Raw genomic sequence first — 17,041 nt, 5'->3', positions numbered from 1 at the left:
GCTGCCCGAGGGGGACTGTGTCGGCAGGGGGCCGAGGCAGTGCCCTCGGCCATCCCTCCCGCTAGCCTCAGAACATGGTCAAACCCCACGAAGCCGTGGTCGCCCGCGCCCAGGACCTCTCCGAAGTGGAAACGCTCCTGGGCGCCGGCGGACGCGTGGTCATCGAGGGTCCCCCGGGCATCGGCAAGACCGCCCTGGCCCTGGCTTATGCCGAGCACCATCCGGAACTGGCCTTCCTCTCGGCGACGGCGACCCCGTGGGAGCACGGCCTGGAGGGCGGACTCCTCGCCCAGCTCGGCATCACCCCCGCCCCCGAGGAAGGCGCAGAGGCCCACGAGGATTCGTGGGGCCGGCCCGAGGGCGAGCCCGACTGGCTCCCTGCCGGACGGGCCGCGCTTACCGTCCTCCGTGGCCTCGCTGCCGAGAACCCCGCGCTCCTCCTGCTCGACGGCATCGACCACGCCGACGCCCTATCCCTCGAAGCGCTGGCCTTCGCGCTACGGCGCCTCGGCCCTGCGATTTCGGTCATCGCCACGATGGGGACCGCTGGCGCGCGCACGGGCGGCGTCGCAGCGGGATTCGCCGAGGCGGTCGACGCCCCACGCCTCCGCCTCGGCCCGCTCACCCTGGAAGGGCTCAAGGATCTGGCCAAGGTCCGTCTTGGGGCCGACCTCGCACCAGAGGCCCTCCAGGCCCTATGGGATGCCAGCCGCGGGAATCCCTCCCTTGCCCTGGAGGCCCTCCAGAATGGGGTGGAGTCCTTCGGCGCGGCGAGGGTGGCAGCCGAAGGACCTCCTCCGGTGCTGCCATCCCTGGCACAGCGCACGGCGAGAACACTCGCGTCGCTGCCCAACCCGGCCCGCGCCCTCGTCCAGGCCGTCAGCGTGCTCGGCACACCCAGCGCCTCGGAGGCAAGGACACTTGCCGGGCTTCCCGACGACCCGGACGCCGTCCTCCACGCCGTAGACGCCGCATGGGCCGCCGGGCTCCTCGAGTGCCACACCGTCGCCGGCGGCCTCCGCCTCACCATGGCGGATCCGCTCGTGGCAGCGGCAGTTCACGAGAGTCTGGGGCCCCTCCTCGCAGCGTCCCTCCACCGGCGCGCGGCCGAAATGGTCGAGACGACCCGCGAGAGGATCCGCCATCTCGTCGCTGCGGCACCCATGCCCGACAGAGAGCTCGCCGCCGCAGTGGACGGACTCGCCGAGGCCGAGGCGGCCGATGGCGACTGGAATGCCGCCGCGGACGCGCTCGTCGCTGCGGCCCGGCTCCACGCCGATCCCGCCCAGCGCGAGGATCGGCTCCTGCGCGCGGCAGAGGCCATGGTGGGTGCCGGAGACTTGGCAAGGGCTGCTCCCCTCGCCCGCCAGATCGAATCGCTTCCGCAGAGTCCCGAACGCGACGCCGCACTTGCCTACCATGCGATCCACACCGGCCAGGCTCGGCGTGCCGGTGTGCTCCTTGCCCGGGCCTGGGAGACACGCCCACCGGACGCCCCCGCCGACCTCTCCGCTCGCATCGCCCAATACCGCGTCCTCGACGCCCTAGGAAGTTGGGACGCCCCCGCCATGCTCTCCTGGACGGAGGCCACCGTCCGCTTTGCAGGCCCCGACAGCCCCGAAGGCATCGAATCCCGAGCGATGCTCGGGCTCGCGCTCGGATCCATGGGGCGCCGGCAGGAGGCCTGGCAGGCCTACGACGACCTCGCTGCCTCACCCCATCTGGGAGGCCGCGACCAGCGCCTCCACCTCGGCAGAGGCTGGTTGGCGCTCGCGCTGGACGATCTCGACACGGCGAGGCTCGACCTTCGGGCAGCGATCCCGCCCGCCCGAAGGCCGGGCGCGCTGCGGATCACCCTGTGGGCCCACGCTTGGCTGGCGCGCGCGGAATTCGCCGTCGGACGATGGGATGAGGCCCTCGCCACCGCCCGGGCCGGACTCGCGCTCAACGCTCCCGTCGGCGTGGAGCTCATAGCCCCCCTGCTGCATCTGACGGCGGCGCAGGTCCACGCTCTGCGGGGACAGACGGCGGCGGCCGCCGAGCACAGCAGGATCGCCCAGACAGGCCCCGAAACGTATCCGGTCATGCGCCTGGCGAGGGCGATGACCGCCGCATCCATGGCGGAAAGCGCCGGCGACTACGGTGCCGTGCTGCGCGCACTCGAGCCGATCGCCCAGCTGGACCGCTCCCACGGACTCGACGAGCCAGGATTCTGGCCGTGGCAGGACGTGTACGCGAACGCGCTCGTCATGGCCGGCAGGCTCGAGGCAGCCGATGCCTTCCTCTCGCCCCTCGAGGAGGCCGCCAGGCTGCGCGGCCACCGCAGCACGATGGCGCGCCTCGGCTACGTTCGCGGTCGGCTGCTGGGCGCGCAGGGCCGGCCCGACGAGGCGGTCCGGGTGTTCGACGACGCCCTCGCAGCCATCGACGGGATGGCGCTTCCGTGGGGCGCAGCGCGAGTGCGCTTCGCCTACGGCCAGACCCTGCGCAGGGCAGGCCGACGGCGCGACGCCACCGAAGTCCTCGCGGCCGCCCGCGACGCCTTCTCGGCCCTGGGCACGAGCGTCTACGTCGCCCGCTGCGAACGGGAACTCCAGGCCGCCGGCACCGCTGCCTTCCGCTCCGGTGCCGTTTCGGCGCGCGAGCACGATGGCGCCCTCCGCCACCCGCCCTCCCCCTCCACGCCAGCCTTCACCGCCCAAGAGGATGCGGTCGCCCGCCTGGTCGCCACCGGGCTGAGCAACCGGGACGCGGCCCGCGAGCTCTTCGTCTCGGTGAAGACCGTTCAATACCACCTCACCCGCATCTACGCGAAGCTCGGCATCGGGTCCCGGTCGGAACTCGCCGCGCTCTACGGGTCACGCGAGGCCCACGAGGAAGATCAGGCGGCGGACGCCGGAGACCAGAGCTCCCAACGGCCCTTCCGCGATTGAGACCTGCCGCCTTTCAATGGGGCAGAATTGGGTATTTCTCCCGACAGAACGTCCAGCCTAGGCTTGAAGCGGGCTGCAGGCGCGCACGCCCCCGAGAAGGCAGGAGAGACCGATGGAGACCAGGCATCTGCGCTACTTCATCGCAGTCGCCGAGGAGAAGCATTTCGGCAGGGCCGCCCTGCGCCTCCACATGGCCCAGCCCCCGCTGTCCCAGCAGATCAAGCAGCTCGAAGAGCAGCTCGGAGCGCCCCTGTTCGAGAGGACCACGCGCAAGGTCGAGCTCACGCCCGCCGGCGAGCTCCTGCTCGACAGAGGACGCCGGATACTCCAGGACCTCGAGGAGCTCGAATCCGACGTCGCCCAGGTGGGCGCGGGAGCCGCCGGAGTCATCAGGATCGGCCTGTCCGGCTCCGCGACGTATCGGCTCCTGCCCACGCTCGTCCAGAAGGTCCGACAGGAGCTTCCCGGCCTCAAGCTGACGGTGCACGGGGAGATGCTCACCCCGCAGATGGTGGCGGACCTCGAAGAGGGAAGGCTCGACGTCGCCATCCTCCGCCCTCCGATCGCCTCCCCCGACATCAGGCTCGCATTCCTCGAGCAGGACCGGCTCATGGCCGCGCTGCCCACAGCCTCGCCATGGGCAGAGCACGCGCAGCTCGATCTGGCCCAGCTCGCCGAGGAGCCCTTCGTCGGCTACCCGGCGGATTCGGTCGTGACCAGGATCTTCCGTGAGGCCTGCCGAGACCAGGGGTTCACCCCGCGCGTCGTCCAGGAGGCTGCAGAGACCTCCACACTCCTCTCGCTCGTCGCCGCAGGCATGGGCGTCGCGCTCGTGCCCATGACCTCGCGCGTGTTCACCTTCCAGGGCATCGTCTTCCGCCCGCTGCGCCGTGCACCCCTGGTAGACCTTGCCGTGGCCTGGCGCGCGGACGAGACGACCCCGCTCGTGCGCCGTTTCCTCGGCCTCTTTGACACCATCTCCGAACCCGGTGCCGGCGGAAGCGATTCCCGGCCGGTCGCCGTCGCCCATTCGTCGCATCTGGAGGCAACCGCCAATGAAGATTGAGCGCATCGAAGCCATCCCCTACTCGATCCCCTATACGCACCCGCTGCGGTTCGCGAGCGGCGAGGTCTACGCGGCCGAGCATGTCCTGGTGCGGATCCACACCGACGACGGCCTTCTCGGGATCGCGGACACGCCGCCGCGGCCGTACACGTACGGGGAGACTCAGGCCTCGATCATGTCGGTGGTGAGGGAGATCTTCGCCCCGCAGCTGATCGGCCTGGATCCCCTGGACAGGGACAAGGCCCAGCGGATCATGGCCCGCACCGTCAACAACCCGACCGCGAAGGGCGCGCTCGACATCGCCCTGTGGGATCTGGTCGGCAAATCGCTCGGCGTCCCGGTGCACAAGCTGCTTGGCGGCTACGGCGAGAGCATGCGCGTCTCGCATATGCTCGGCTTCCGGCCCGCGCTGGAACTCCTCGAGGAGGCCCTGCGCTTCCGCGAGGACTACGGGGTGACGACGTTCAAGCTCAAGACCGGGCGTCGGCCGCTCTCCCTCGATGTAGAAGCGTTGAAGGTCCTGCGCAAGGGCCTCGGCGAGGACGCCGAGATCTACCTCGACGCGAACCGCGGCTGGACCGCGAACGAGGCACTGGAAGTCCTGCGGCGCACCGAGGGCATGGGCCTGACGATGCTCGAGGAGCCCTGCGACGCCGGCGAGGCACTGAGCCGCCGCCGGCTCGTGCAGCAGTCGCCGATCCCGATCGTCGGGGACGAGTCCGTCCCGACCCCGGGGGACGCCGCGCGCGAACTCCTCTCCGGAGGGTGCACCGCGATCTGCATCAAGACCGCGCGCAGCGGCTTCACCCAAGCCAAGGAGATCCTAGGCCTGTGCACCGGGCTCGGCGTCGACGTGACGATGGGCAACCAGATCGACACCCAGATCGGCAGCCTCGCCACGGTCACGTTCGGCGCCGCCCACGAGGCCAGCCAGCGCCGCGCCGGGGAGCTTTCCAACTTCCTCGACATGGCCGACGACCTCCTCGCCGAGCCCATCGAGATCCGCGACGGGCAGATCCGAGTCCGCGAGGCCCCCGGCGTCGGGGCAGAGATCGACGAGGACAAGCTCGCCCACTACCGCCAGGATTCCTAGGAGGCGACATGCTATTCATGGTCCGAATGGACGTCCACCTCCCGGTCGGCATGCCTCCCGAGCAGGCCGACCAGATCAAGGCGCGAGAGAAGGCATACGCCCAGTCGCTCCAGCACGACGGCCGCTGGCCGCACATCTGGCGCATCGTCGGGGAGTACTCCAACTATTCGGTGTTCGACGTCGGCAGCAACGACGAGCTCCACGAGCTCCTGTCCGCCCTCCCGCTCTTTCCGTACATGGACATCAAGGTCACTCCCCTCGCCCGCCACCCTTCGGCAATCGCCTGACGGGCGGCCGGTCTGCATTGCAAGGGCGCACAGAAGGGCACGGCTCCCGCGTGCGGGAGCTGTGCCCTTTGCCTGACTGCACCCCGGGGGGTCGCCGCAGTCGCCTTGGCCGTTCCGCGTATCTGCCGCTGACCAGCCCCTTTCAGGTGCCAGGCCCTCGGCCGTGTCAGGGACCAACGAGACCCTGCTCCGCTTACCCCGTCAAGGGGAGCGAGAAGTTCATGACCGTGACGGGTTCACTCGGATTCAGCCAAGGGGAGCTCGCAAGCCCCACAGTAGGGGCATGTGGACGCACCACCAACACGAAGCCTCAACTGCTCGTGATGGCCCAGTCGGGGGTGCTGCAACGTTTGGCCTTCATATTTCCGGTTCACGGATGCAGGTGCCGCAATAGGGTGCACCCCATTGCGGGCTCTTCGCGGTTCCGCGGGAAGTGAGCTCGTGGCGTAGAGCGTGAAGGGGCTCGTGGCCCTGCTGGAATGGGTGTTGTCTAAGCATCCGTAACCGTCAGGAACCACGAGCCTTGATCGAGCCTACGACGGGGCAGCCCTGCGCTGCCACCGTGATCTTCAACCTGCCCGAATACCGTGTCCTCTCCGCCAGCGTCAGCGCCCTCGGGCTCCGCCGGGTGGTGGTCGAGTCCACGGGCGTGGTGCCGGGGTGCCCGTCCTGCGGCGTCGTGTCCGGGCGGGTGAAGGACGTCCGTCTCCAGCGGCTGCGCGACATCCCAGTCGCCGGTGCCGCGGTCGTGCTGTGGCGCAAGCGCAGGTTCTTCTGCGATGAGCTGGCCTGCCCGCGCGGGTCGTTCACCGAGGCCACAGACGAGGTGCCCCGCCGGGCCCGGTCCACCTCGCGGCTGCTGGGCGCGCTCGTCGACGCGGTCATCCGCTCCGGCCGTGCGGCGGCGGAGGCCGCGACCGCGCACGGGGTCTCGTGGTGGCTGGTGCAGAAGGCCCTCGGCGCCGCCGCGGCGACGCTGCCGGATGTGGACGCGCTCGCGCCCAAGGGACTCGGGATCGACGAGCACAGGTACCGCTCCGTGCGCTGGTTCCGCGAGGACGAGTCCTCCCCGTGGCAGCGGATCGAGCCGTGGATGACCACGATCGTGGACTTGGACAGCGGGCAGGTCCTGGGCATCGTGGATGGTCGGGACAGCACCGGTGTCGGGGACTGGCTCTTCGCCCGGCCGCTGGCGTGGCGGCTCGGGGTCGAGGTCGTCGCGATCGACCCGTCCGCGGCGTTCCGCAAGGCCCTGCGCATGTGGCTGCCCCGCACCGCGGTCTCGGTCGACGCCTTCCATCTGGTGTCCCTGGCGAACCAGGCCGTCACCGAGGCCAGGCAGAGGCTGAGCCAGGAGCTCAAGGGCCGACGCGGCCGCACCGTCGACCCGGGCTGGGCCAACCGGCGCCTGCTCCTGCGCGCCGCCGAGACTCTCTCCGACCGCGGTCAGAAGCGCCTGAGAGATGTCTTCGCCAGCGACGATCCGACCGGGCAACTCCAGGCGGCGTGGGAGGCCAAGGAGCAGCTGCGCACCCTCCTCGCCTCAGCCTCCCTCGCCGAAGCCGGAGACCACCTGCGGATCCTCGAGGGCCTCGTCGACGCCGCACCCACACCCGAGACCAAACGGCTCCTGCGAACCGTGAAGCGGTGGTGGGACGAGATCGAAGTCCTCATCGCCACCGGCGCGACCACAGCCAAGGTCGAAGCGAACAACACAGCCATCAAGAACATCAAACGCACAGGACGCGGTTTCAGGAACGCCGAGAACTACCGATCGCGTATCCTGCTCAGGAGCGCCGCTCAGACAGCGGCCTGACACTCATCCCAGCAGGACTGTTCCCGCGGAACCGCGAAGAGCCCCATTGCGAAGGGGTTCAACAAACGCATGCGGTGCAGTAGGGTCCAGATTCCGGCTTCTGCTTCAGGTGTGGGTAAAGTTCAGGCACATTGCAACGCAAGCCAGCAAGCCACACCGTGGCCTGGGTCAGGGTCAGCGCGTCAGATCAGAATCTCGCGCTCCAGCTGGATATCGTCGGCAGCGCCGAACCGGACAAGATCTTCAAAGAGGAGCAGTCCGAGGCCAGCCGCGCCAGGCGACGCAGCGGGTGCATGGGAAGAGCCCGCGCGCTCGAGGCCAAGCAGCTGGCCGAGGCGTTGCGATACTACATTGGCGTCCCCATCGCTCGGGGTAGGAGTCGCCCTGAGCGCTGCCAAAATGCTAACTCAGGTGCTAAAGGTCGTGGGTGTCGGGGTATCTCGACGTAGTTATCGACAGGGTATGTGTCGAGGATCGTTGATTTTCTGCGGCAGAACGCTCACCTGTGGTTTCGGACGCAAGGGGGCACCGAGGAGTTCAAGTCCCCCTCCGCGCACCAACGAAACGCCCCGGTCTTCGGACCGGGGCGTTTGGCGTTCCGGCATGGTTGCCGGGCCAACTTTCCGCGTGTTTCCGGGCTTCCCAACCAACGACGACTGCGCCCAGCCACCCCGCGATATCCGTGTCATCCGCCCTTCGCAGATGGTGTAAAGTATTTACTCGTTGCCCCGAGGGGAATCGCTTCAGGCGAGTTCCCGTGGGCGTCATCTGCGCGGGTGGCGGAATGGCAGACGCGCTAGCTTGAGGTGCTAGTGCCCGATTAGGGCGTGGGGGTTCAAGTCCCCCTCCGCGCACAAGTGTGATGAAGCGGGACATCCTTCACGGATGAGTCGCGACATCGGTAACACCCCCGGTCCTCGGACCGGGGGTGTTCTGTTTTTTCGGCTGGTAGCCCTTGGTCGGGTCGATGGTGAATTCGGCGAGGATCTCTCCGGTGCCGTGTTCGATGGCGGTGACGTCGGCATCCTGGACGAGCAGGAGGATGCGCTGGTGCTTGTGGGCGCGTCCGATGCCGAGGTGTCGGAGTCGTCCGGCGTGGCGGAGGGTGGCCTTGCCGTCGGCGTCGACGCGGTCGGTGCGGACGCGGAAGTTCCCCCTGGGCGGCTGTCGCGGGTGCGGCCTTGGGGGTCGCGGCGTAGGCCTCGGCTGGGGTGTGCCGGCCCAGGGCGCGGTGGGGTCGTTCGTGGTTGTAGATGCGGCGGAACTTGGCCAGGAGCTCGTTCAGGTCGGTCAGGGTGTGGGCCTCGGGCTGGCCTTGGAGCCATTTCTTGAGGGTCTGGTGGAAGCGCTCGATCTTGCCCTGGGTCTGGGGGTGGCCGGGGGACCCGTTCTTCTGGGTGATCCCGAGGGAGGCGAGGAGGGTTTCGAAGGCGTTGCGTCCGCCGCGGCCGCCGGCGAGGCGGGTGGTGTAGACCATGCCGTTGTCGGTCAGGGTGCTGGCCGGGAACCCGTACTCGTTGGCGGTGTCGAGGAAGGCCTCGACCACGATGGGGCCGGTGATTCTGGGGTGTGCGGTGAGGTGGAGCAGGGCCCGGGAGTGGTCGTCGAGGAAGTCGATGACCTCGGTGTCGGTGCCGTCGGCGAGGTGCCAGTGGGTGAAGTCTGACTGCCAGGTCTCATTCGGCTGGGCGGCGGCGAAGCGGCGCAGGGACGACTTGGGGCGCTTGCGCGGTTCTGGGGTGACGAGGCCCGCGGCGGTGATGATCCGCCGGATGGTGGAGACGGCCGGGGCCGTGCCGCTGTCCTTCTCCAGATGCCATCGGATCGTGGCCGGGCCGGCGTCCAGGCCTGCAGCGGCGAGCTCGGCCCGCAGGGCCAGGACCCGGTCTCGTATGTCCTCGCTCGTGGCCTGAGGGCTGGTGCGGGGTCGGCGTGAGCGTGCCTCGAGGCCCTCGGGGCCGTGTTCGCTGTAGCGCTGGATGAGCTCGTGGACCCAGCGGCGGGTGACCCCGTAGCGGCGGGCGGCCTCGGCCTTGGACATTCCGCCTTCCAGGACCGCGAGGACGATGACCTTGTTCTTCGACATGGCCCATGCTCGGGCCCGAGGAGGTGTGAACGATGTCGCGACTCACCCCCGAGGCCGTAAACGATGTCCCGACTCACCGGGGAACGATCACCTGTGAAGCATGTCCCGACTCATGTGTGAACGATGTCCTGAATTCACACACCCCTCCGCGCACAAGCGAACACCCCGGTCCGATGGGCCGGGGTGTTCTTCTTTCGACGGCATTAGTCCATCTGCGCAACTCCGAGCAAGTTCCCTTCGCTGTCGCGGAACCACGCGGCACGCAGCCCCGACCTCTCGGCGACGCCCTCGACGGTTCTCAGGCCGGGCAGGTCGTAGTCCTCGAACTCGACGCCTCGCGAGCGCAGTTCCCCAACCGTCGCACCGATGTCCGCCGTACGGAAGGCTATCTGGGTGTGGTCGCCGCTGGCTTTGCCGGTGCTCGGGAAGAGCAGGAACTGGCTACCCTCCGCCAACTCGTACGTGAGGCCCTCCGCCGATTCCTCAAGGGGCTCAAGACCGAGCTTCTCGGCATAGAACTGCCGTGCTCGGACTAGATCTTGGGCTGGAATGGTCGTGTACACGTACGCTTGGCCGAGTTTCGTGCTGTGCGTCATAGCAATCGCCTCCGTGGAAGTCCCCCGTCTGAGCGCCTCCCCGGCTGCAGGGTACGCCCGCGTGCGCTACCTCGCTACAGGCGTTCGACCCTTCCCGCGAAGTGACGTCGACCCGACGAGGGACTCCACCCCACAAAGTCGGAGCGGCCCCACGTACCGTGGGAGTCCGTCGAGTCCGCGATGTTCAAGCACACCCGTGCTGGCAAGAAGACCGGCGCCTCGAACTTCACGTCCCAGGCAAAGGAGTAGCCCTTCTGGGCGCCGACCTCGGCAAGCGCGCGCGACGCCGTGTACATGCCGTGCGCGATGGACCGCCGCATCCCGAGGGCGCGCGCCGAGATCGAGCTGAGGTGGATCGGGTTGAAGTCGCCCGAGATGGCCGCGTACTCGCGCCCGGTCTCCGACCCCAGCCGCCACAGCGCCGTCGGCAGCGGCGCGCGGAACTCTTCCCGCGGCCCGGCCACCTGCGGCTTGTCGACGCCAGGCAGGAACACTCCCTTGGCGAGATAGGTCGACACACCGCGCCACGCGACGTCGTCGTTCCCGGCATGACGCACCTCGGTGACCACGTCGACCTGAGTCCCCGCCCGATGGCCCGTGAGGCCCTCTGCCCACGCGAGCACGTCGAGGAGGTCGCCGTAGTACACGGGGTGCCGGTATTCGACGCGATTCCGCAGGTGCACCATGCCGAGCAGGGACAGCGGGAAATCGTCCCGCCCCATGACCGACATCGCGGCCGGAAAGGCGAGCGCGTGGATGTAGCCCGCTGGTGCTACATCCAGCTTGGTCTCGCCGAGCAGCGCTTGGTACTCGGTCATCTTCACGAGGTCTGGAAGAACTCCCGTGACGTGGTGACGAGCGGCCGGGAGGACGGTCCGACCGGTCCCCCTGCTGACGAGCTTCTTGGCGGCCTCGCGCGCCGCGCCGACATACAGTCGCGAGAGCGAGGGCATCTCCGGGAGCTCGACCGTTTCGATCCCCCGGGCCGGCGCGCTCACTGACCCACCAGATTCTGGCCGCACACGCGGAGGACGTTGCCGGAGATGCCCCCGGCGGCGTCGGAGGCGAGGAACGCGATGGCCTCCGCGACGTCCACGGGCAATCCGCCCTGCTGGAGCGAATTGAGCCGCCGGGCTACCTCGCGCGTGGCAAAGGGGATCTTCGCCGTCATCTCGGTTTCGATGAATCCCGGGGCGACGGCGTTGACCGTGCCGCCGCGCGCTGCGAGCCTCGCCGCCGTCGACCGCACCATGCCCACGACGCCGGCCTTCGACGCCGCGTAGTTCGTCTGACCGCGGTTGCCCGCGATCCCGCTCGTCGACGAAACGGAGACAATATGCGCTCCGTCGGCGAAGCGGTCCGAGGCAAGCAGCGCGTCGTTGATGCGCAACTGGGCCGCGATGTTCACGGCGATGACGGAGTCCCACTTGGCGGCGTCCATGTTGGCCAGGAGCTTGTCGCGCGTGATGCCCGCGTTGTGCACCACGATGTCGAGCCGTCCGTGGCGCCCCGCGGTATGCTCGAGGATGGTCTCGCCCGCGTCGGGCCGCGTGATGTCGAGCTGGAGTGCGGTGCCATGCACCTCGTTGGCGATCCTCGCGAGCGATTCCCCCGCCGCCGGGACGTCGACCGCGACGACCTTCGCGCCGTCACGCGCGAGCGTCCGCGCAATCGCCGCGCCGATGCCACGCGCGGCGCCCGTGACCACCGCGACCTTGCCCGCGAGCGGCCGATCGGGGTCCACAGGGAGCTCTCCGCGGCTGCTTCCGACCGTGAGGAACTGGCCGTCCACGAACGCCGAGCGGCCCGAGAGGAGGAAACGCAGCGCGCCGAGCACGCTCGGAGCGGCCGCCTCGACGCCGTCCGCGAGCAGGATACCGTTGCCGGTGGCCCCCGCGCGCAGCTCCTTCGCGAGCGAACGCAGGACGCCGTCGACACCCTGGCGAGCCGCTGCGAGCGGAGGCTCATCCGCGGTCGACGCGCGGCGGGACACCGTGACGACGCGGCCGCACGCGGACAACGAGCGCAGCGCCCTGCCTGCGGCGAGGATGGGCCCGCTCAGGTCCTCGGGCCGCTCGACGCCGTCGAGGACGAGGAGGATCGCCCGAAGCTTCGAATGGCGCGCCCCGTCGGAGCCCGCCTCAGGTGAGGCGCCGCCGTCGTCCGCGCCATCCCGCCGCACCTCGACACCCCAGCCGTCAAGCGCCGCGGCGAGCGCATCGGCGCCCGCGCCGGTGCCGATCACCAGCACGGGTCCGGGGAGCTGCTCCCCCGGCGCGTACCGGCGCAGCGCAACGGGTTGCGGCAGGCCGAGGCGCTTGGCGAGGTCTCGACCCCAGCCCCGGCTCACGAACGCTGTGTACTTGTCTGTCATGTCGCTCCCCCTCAGCGAGCCTCGAGCACGGCGGCGACGCCAAGTCCGCCAGCGGCGCACACCGAGATGAGGCCGCGAGCCGGCCGCCCGCCGACCTCTCCCCGTTCGTGCAGCTGCTTCGCGAGCGAGGCGACGATGCGCCCGCCCGTCGCGGCGAACGGGTGACCCGCCGCGAGCGACGAGCCGTTGACATTGAGTTTGGCCCGGTCGACTTTGCCGAGCGCACCGTCGAGTCCGAGGCGCTCGCGGCAGAACTCCTCGTCTTCCCACGCCGCGAGATGTGAGAGGACGGTGCCTGCGAAGGCCTCGTGGATTTCGAAGTAGTCGATGTCCTCGAAGGTGAGCCCGAGCCGACCGAGCAGCCGGGCGACGGCGAACACGGGCGCCATGAGCAGCCCGTCCTTGCCGTGCACGAAGTCCACCGCGGCGGCCTCCCCGTCCACGATGTCCGCGAGGATCGGAAGGTCGCGGGACTGCGCCCACTCCTCAGAGGCGAGAAGGACCGTCGACGCGCCATCCGTGAGCGGCGTCGAGTTGCCGGCCGTCATCGTCGCGCGGTCGCCGAGCTGGCGGCCGAAGACGGTCTTGAGCTTCGCGAGCTTCTCGAGGGACGTGTCGGCACGGAGGTTGCCGTCCTTCGTCAGACCGCGGTACGGGGTCACGAGGTCGTCGAAGAAGTCGCGGCCGTAGGCCTCCGCAAGGTTCCGGTGGCTCGCGAGCGCGAGCTCGTCCTGGGCCTCGCGGGTGATCTTCCACTGCGCCGTGGTGAGGGCCTGGTGCTCGCCCATCGAGAGACCCGTGCGGGGCTCGTTCGTGCCCGGGGCGACCGGGGAGATGTCCTTGGGGCGGATCTTCGAGACGGCCTTGAGCTTCTGCTGGACCGTCTTGGCCCGGTTGAGCTCGAGGAGAGCGTGGCGAAGGCCCTCGCTCACCACGATGGGAGCGTCGGACGCGCTGTCGACGCCGCCCGCGACGGCAGACTCGATGCGCCCGAGCTTGATCTTGTCCGAGAGACCGAGGACAGTCTCGAGGCCCGTCGCGCAGGCCTGCTGGACGTCGTAGGCAGGCGTTTCCGGGGACAGCGTTGAGCCGAGCACGGCCTCGCGGGCCAGGTTGAAGTCACGCGAATGCTTGAGCACGGCGCCCGCGGCGACCTCCCCAATGCGCTCGTCCTGAAGGCCGAAGCGGGCCACGAGGCCGTCGAGGGCCGCCGTCAGCATGTCCAGATTCGAGCTCATCGCGTAGGCGCCGTTGGTGCGGGCAAACGGGATGCGGTTGCCGCCGACGACGACGGCCTTGCGCACTGTGGACATCATGCCTCCGTAAACGTGGGCTGGGCGGGCGCCCGGCCGCTGAATGATGTGGACGAGTTACCGATACCAAGCGTACCTGATACGCTGGGTATCGTGAACCTCCCCCGAGCGGCGCGCACCGCGGCGCGCGCACCCGAGTCTTCAACGCACGACGGCGCCTCGGCGGCTCCCGTCGACGGCCGCACCGCACGCTGGGCGACCCACCGCGAGGAGCGCAGGACGGAACTCATCCGCTCCGCACGGCGAGCCGTCCACCGTCTGGGCTCCGAGGTGCCCATGGAGGACATTGCCACGGCGGCGGGGACCTCGAAGTCGGTCTTCTACCGATACTTCGGCGACAAGGCCGGACTCCAGGCAGCCATGGGCGAACTCGTCCTCGCGCAGATGCAGGCCCGCATCGGCGAGGCCGCGCGCACGGCACAGACGCCGCACGAGGGCCTCCGGGCCATGGTCACGGCCTACCTCGGCATGGCCGCGAGCTCGCCCAACGTGTACGAGTTCGTCACGCGTGTCCCGTCCGGCGGACCGGCCGACGCCGAAGCCGGCGCCGCGTTCGGAAGCTTCTTCGACGCCGTCGGCGGCATGATCGAGGAGCCCATGCAGCGGCTCCTCGCGCCGGGCAGCCACGCGACGATCCTCTACTGGCCCGCCGCCGCGATGGGACTTGTCCGCGCCGCCGGCGAGCGTTGGCTCGAAACCCCCGAGACCTCTTCCAAACCCACCCTCGACACCATGGCCGCGATGATCGCCGATTGGCTCTTCGCCGGCATCGTCGCCGAGGCAGACAGCACGAATTCCAGCAAGGAGAAGCCATGACAGAACTCGCCTCCGACGCCCCTGAGACCACGGCGGACCTCGCCGAAGACGCGGTCGAGGCCTCTGACGGTGCCCGCATCGACGTCGAGGCGCTCGCCGAGCAGCTCCTCGGAGCCTGGGCGCCAACGCGTCGCGTGGCGCGTGAGCTCGCCGGCCACGCCGAGCTGCACAAGCTCGAGGGGCTCACGCACCACGAGCACCGCGAGCGCGTGTTCAGCCAGCTCAAGTACCTCGTGGACCACAAGGCCGTGCACCGGGCGTTCCCGAAGGAGCTCGGCGGCGACGAGGACCACGGCGGCAACATCGCAGGCTTCGAGGAGCTCGTCACGGCCGACCCGTCGCTCCAGATCAAGGCGGGCGTCCAATGGGGACTCTTCGGCGCCGCGGTCCTGCACCTCGGGACCGAGGAGCACCACGCGAAGTGGCTTCCCGGCATCATGTCGCTCGACGTCCCCGGCTGCTTCGCGATGACGGAGATCGGCCACGGCTCGGACGTCGCGAGCATCGCGACAACCGCGACATACGACCCCGAGACCGAGGAGTTCGTGATCCACACGCCGTTCAAGGCGGCATGGAAAGAGTTCATCGGCAACGCGGCCAAGGACGGCCTCGCGGCGGTGGTCTTCGCCCAGCTCATCACGAAGGGCGTCAACCACGGCGTCCACGCGCTCTACGTGCCGCTGCGCGACCCGGATACGAAGGAGTTCCTTCCGGGCGTGGGCGGCCAGGACGACGGAGTCAAGGGTGGACTCAACGGGATCGACAACGGGCGCCTGCACTTCGACCACGTCCGGGTGCCGCGGACGAATCTGCTCAACCGCTACGGCTCGGTGGCCGTGGACGGCACGTACTCCTCGCCGATCACAAGCCCGGGGCGACGCTTCTTCACGATGCTCGGCACGCTCGTGCAGGGCCGCGTCTCGCTCGACGGCGCCGCGACGGCCGCGTCGAAGCTCGGCCTCACCGCAGCGATCCGCTACGCGTCCGAGCGCCGGCAGTTCAACGCCTCCTCGGAGACCGCCGAGGAGGTGCTCCTGGACTACCAGCGCCACCAGCGGCGGCTCCTCCCCCGGCTCGCGACGGTCTACGCGATGAACTTCGCGCACGAGCAGCTCCTCGAGAAGTTCGACGGCGTCTTCTCCGGCCGGGCCGACACGGACAAGGACCGTCAGGACCTCGAGACGCTCGCCGCGGCCCTCAAGCCCCTCGCGACGTGGAACGCGCTCGACATCCTCCAGGAGTGCCGAGAGGCGTGCGGAGGCGCGGGATTCATCATGGAGAACCGCTTCGCGTCCCTCCGCTCCGACCTCGACATCTACGTGACGTTCGAGGGCGACAACAACGTGCTGCTCCAGCTCGTCGCGAAGCGGCTCCTGAACGACTACGCCAAGGAATTCCGGAGCATGGGCGTGGGCGCGCTCGCGAAGTTCGCGCTCGGCCAGGCCGCCGGCGTCGCCTACAAGACGGGCCTCGGGGCCGTCGCGCAGTTCGTGCGGGACAGCGGGCGCGCCCAGCGAGCGGCGCTCGCCTTGCGCGACGAGGACACGCAGCGGCTCCTGCTCGCCGACCGGGTCCAGACGATGGTCGCCCAGGTCGCGCAGGCCCTCCACGGCGCCAACACGCTCCCGCAAGACCAGGCGGCCGCGCGCTTCAACGCCCACCAGAATGAGCTCATCGAGGCCGCGCGGGCGCATGCCGAGCTCCTTCAGTGGGAGGCCTTCACCGAGGCGCTCGCCGAAATCGAGGACCCCGGCACGAAGAAGGTGCTCACGTGGCTGCGCGACCTCTTCGGGCTGACCCTCATCGAGAAGCACCTCGCGTGGTACCTCATGAACGGCCGCCTGAGCATGCAGCGCGGGCGGACCGTCGGCGAGTACATCAACCGGCTCCTCGCGCGGCTTCGCCCCCACGCCCTGGACCTCGTCGACGCGTTCGGCTACGGCCCCGAGCATGTCCGCGCGCCCATCGCGACCGGCGCCGAGGCCGAGCGTCAGGATGAGGCGGCCGAGTACTACGCGGCGCTGCGGGCCTCAGGGGCCGCGCCGCGGCGCGAGAAGCAGGCCAAGGCTGCCAAGAGCACGGCCTGAGCGAACCCCACTCACATGTTCGCTCTGGGCCGCCGCAGCGAGCCTTCCACGCCCCCGCGGCCGGGCTTAGCCTGAGGGCAAGGCCCGGCCACGGGGACCGGGCACGCCTCAAGGAGGATGCCATGGGAGATGGATGGGCCCGCCGTGGGCCCTGGGACATGCCCGTCCCGCCGCCGTTCCGCCGCTTCGGGTTCCCTGAGCACGTTCGCCGCTTCATGGAGGGCGATTGGGAGACGGGGTGGCTGCGCGTCGAGGAGTTCCGCGACGGCGACGACCTCGTCGTGAGGGCCGAGGTGCCCGGCGTTGACCCCGAGACGGACGTCGACGTGACCGTCCGAGACGGCGAGCTGAACATCCGAGCCGAGCGTCAGGAGAACAGCGAGAACGCCGGCAAGGAGGGCTACCGCTCGGAATTCCGCTACGGCTCGTTCTCTCGCAGCGTCCAGCTCCCGCGGGGTGCCCGCCAGGACGGCATCCGGGCGAGCTACAAGGACGGCGTGCTCGAGGTCCGCGTTCCGTCCGCGCCCGAAAGCGGCCCGGGGCCGACCAAGGTCAACGTGAGCCGGGACTAGCC

The 17,041-nt window shown here is 69.6% G+C and carries 12 protein-coding genes, 1 tRNA gene and 1 pseudogene; 9 read left to right on the top strand and 5 right to left on the bottom strand.

Annotated elements, in window-relative coordinates; translation table 11 throughout:
- Positions 1 to 74: 74 nt before the first annotated feature.
- From ACOKR1_RS10360 to ACOKR1_RS10335, 6 genes are all read left to right on the top strand, one after another.
- On the top strand, positions 75 to 2,933 hold the full coding sequence (locus ACOKR1_RS10360; protein WP_422936531.1) for a LuxR C-terminal-related transcriptional regulator: 2,859 nt from the start codon (positions 75 to 77) through the stop codon (positions 2,931 to 2,933).
- 112 nt (positions 2,934 to 3,045) lie between these two features.
- A complete protein-coding gene (locus ACOKR1_RS10355; RefSeq protein ID WP_422936530.1) occupies positions 3,046 to 3,999 on the top strand; it encodes a LysR substrate-binding domain-containing protein in 954 nt (317 codons plus the stop codon).
- Positions 3,989 to 5,092 (top strand): mandelate racemase/muconate lactonizing enzyme family protein, encoded by a 1,104-nt coding sequence (locus ACOKR1_RS10350; RefSeq protein ID WP_422936529.1) that lies wholly within the window; start codon positions 3,989 to 3,991, stop codon positions 5,090 to 5,092. Before ACOKR1_RS10355 ends, ACOKR1_RS10350 begins: the two co-directional genes overlap by 11 nt.
- Positions 5,093 to 5,100: 8 nt before the next feature.
- A complete protein-coding gene (gene catC / locus ACOKR1_RS10345; RefSeq protein ID WP_422936528.1) occupies positions 5,101 to 5,379 on the top strand; it encodes a muconolactone Delta-isomerase in 279 nt (92 codons plus the stop codon).
- A 523-nt stretch (positions 5,380 to 5,902) separates the two neighbouring features.
- Entirely contained in the window at positions 5,903 to 7,195 is a 1,293-nt protein-coding gene (locus ACOKR1_RS10340) for an ISL3 family transposase (RefSeq protein ID WP_422934593.1), read from the top strand.
- Between the two features lie 770 nt (positions 7,196 to 7,965).
- A tRNA-Leu gene (locus tag ACOKR1_RS10335) sits at positions 7,966 to 8,049 on the top strand.
- Positions 8,050 to 8,074: 25 nt separating this feature from the next.
- Here the strand turns inward: ACOKR1_RS10335 and ACOKR1_RS10330 are convergent.
- The 5 genes and pseudogenes from ACOKR1_RS10330 to ACOKR1_RS10310 form a co-directional block, all read right to left on the bottom strand.
- Positions 8,075 to 9,281, bottom strand: a pseudogene (locus ACOKR1_RS10330) (IS481 family transposase).
- Between the two features lie 203 nt (positions 9,282 to 9,484).
- A complete protein-coding gene (locus ACOKR1_RS10325; protein ID WP_422936527.1) occupies positions 9,485 to 9,877 on the bottom strand; it encodes a VOC family protein in 393 nt (130 codons plus the stop codon).
- A gap of 74 nt (positions 9,878 to 9,951) precedes the next feature.
- Positions 9,952 to 10,830: a MaoC/PaaZ C-terminal domain-containing protein gene (locus tag ACOKR1_RS10320; protein ID WP_422936606.1), complete on the bottom strand. Its 879-nt coding sequence runs from the start codon at positions 10,828 to 10,830 to the stop codon at positions 9,952 to 9,954.
- Positions 10,831 to 10,871: 41 nt separating this feature from the next.
- Entirely contained in the window at positions 10,872 to 12,251 is a 1,380-nt protein-coding gene (locus tag ACOKR1_RS10315; RefSeq protein ID WP_422936526.1) for a 3-oxoacyl-ACP reductase, read from the bottom strand.
- A gap of 11 nt (positions 12,252 to 12,262) precedes the next feature.
- Positions 12,263 to 13,567 carry an acetyl-CoA C-acetyltransferase gene (locus ACOKR1_RS10310; protein WP_422936525.1) on the bottom strand — a complete coding sequence of 435 codons (1,305 nt, stop codon included), beginning with the start codon at positions 13,565 to 13,567 and terminating at the stop codon, positions 12,263 to 12,265.
- A 90-nt stretch (positions 13,568 to 13,657) separates the two neighbouring features.
- Between ACOKR1_RS10310 and ACOKR1_RS10305 the strand changes: the two genes are divergently transcribed.
- The 3 genes from ACOKR1_RS10305 to ACOKR1_RS10295 all read left to right on the top strand — a co-directional run bounded on the left by ACOKR1_RS10305 (position 13,658) and on the right by ACOKR1_RS10295 (position 17,039).
- Positions 13,658 to 14,380 (top strand): TetR/AcrR family transcriptional regulator, encoded by a 723-nt coding sequence (locus ACOKR1_RS10305; RefSeq protein ID WP_422936524.1) that lies wholly within the window; start codon positions 13,658 to 13,660, stop codon positions 14,378 to 14,380.
- A complete protein-coding gene (locus tag ACOKR1_RS10300) occupies positions 14,377 to 16,467 on the top strand; it encodes an acyl-CoA dehydrogenase (RefSeq protein ID WP_422936523.1) in 2,091 nt (696 codons plus the stop codon). The genes ACOKR1_RS10305 and ACOKR1_RS10300 overlap by 4 nt, the downstream gene beginning before the upstream one ends.
- A gap of 122 nt (positions 16,468 to 16,589) precedes the next feature.
- Positions 16,590 to 17,039 carry an Hsp20/alpha crystallin family protein gene (locus ACOKR1_RS10295; protein WP_422936522.1) on the top strand — a complete coding sequence of 150 codons (450 nt, stop codon included), beginning with the start codon at positions 16,590 to 16,592 and terminating at the stop codon, positions 17,037 to 17,039.
- Positions 17,040 to 17,041: the final 2 nt, after the last annotated feature.

This window comes from Sinomonas sp. P47F7 (genome assembly GCF_049332655.1).
Lineage (GTDB): Bacteria > Actinomycetota > Actinomycetes > Actinomycetales > Micrococcaceae > Sinomonas.
The sequence above is the reverse complement of the archived record's forward strand: the minus strand, read 5'-3'. Positions and strand labels throughout refer to the sequence as shown.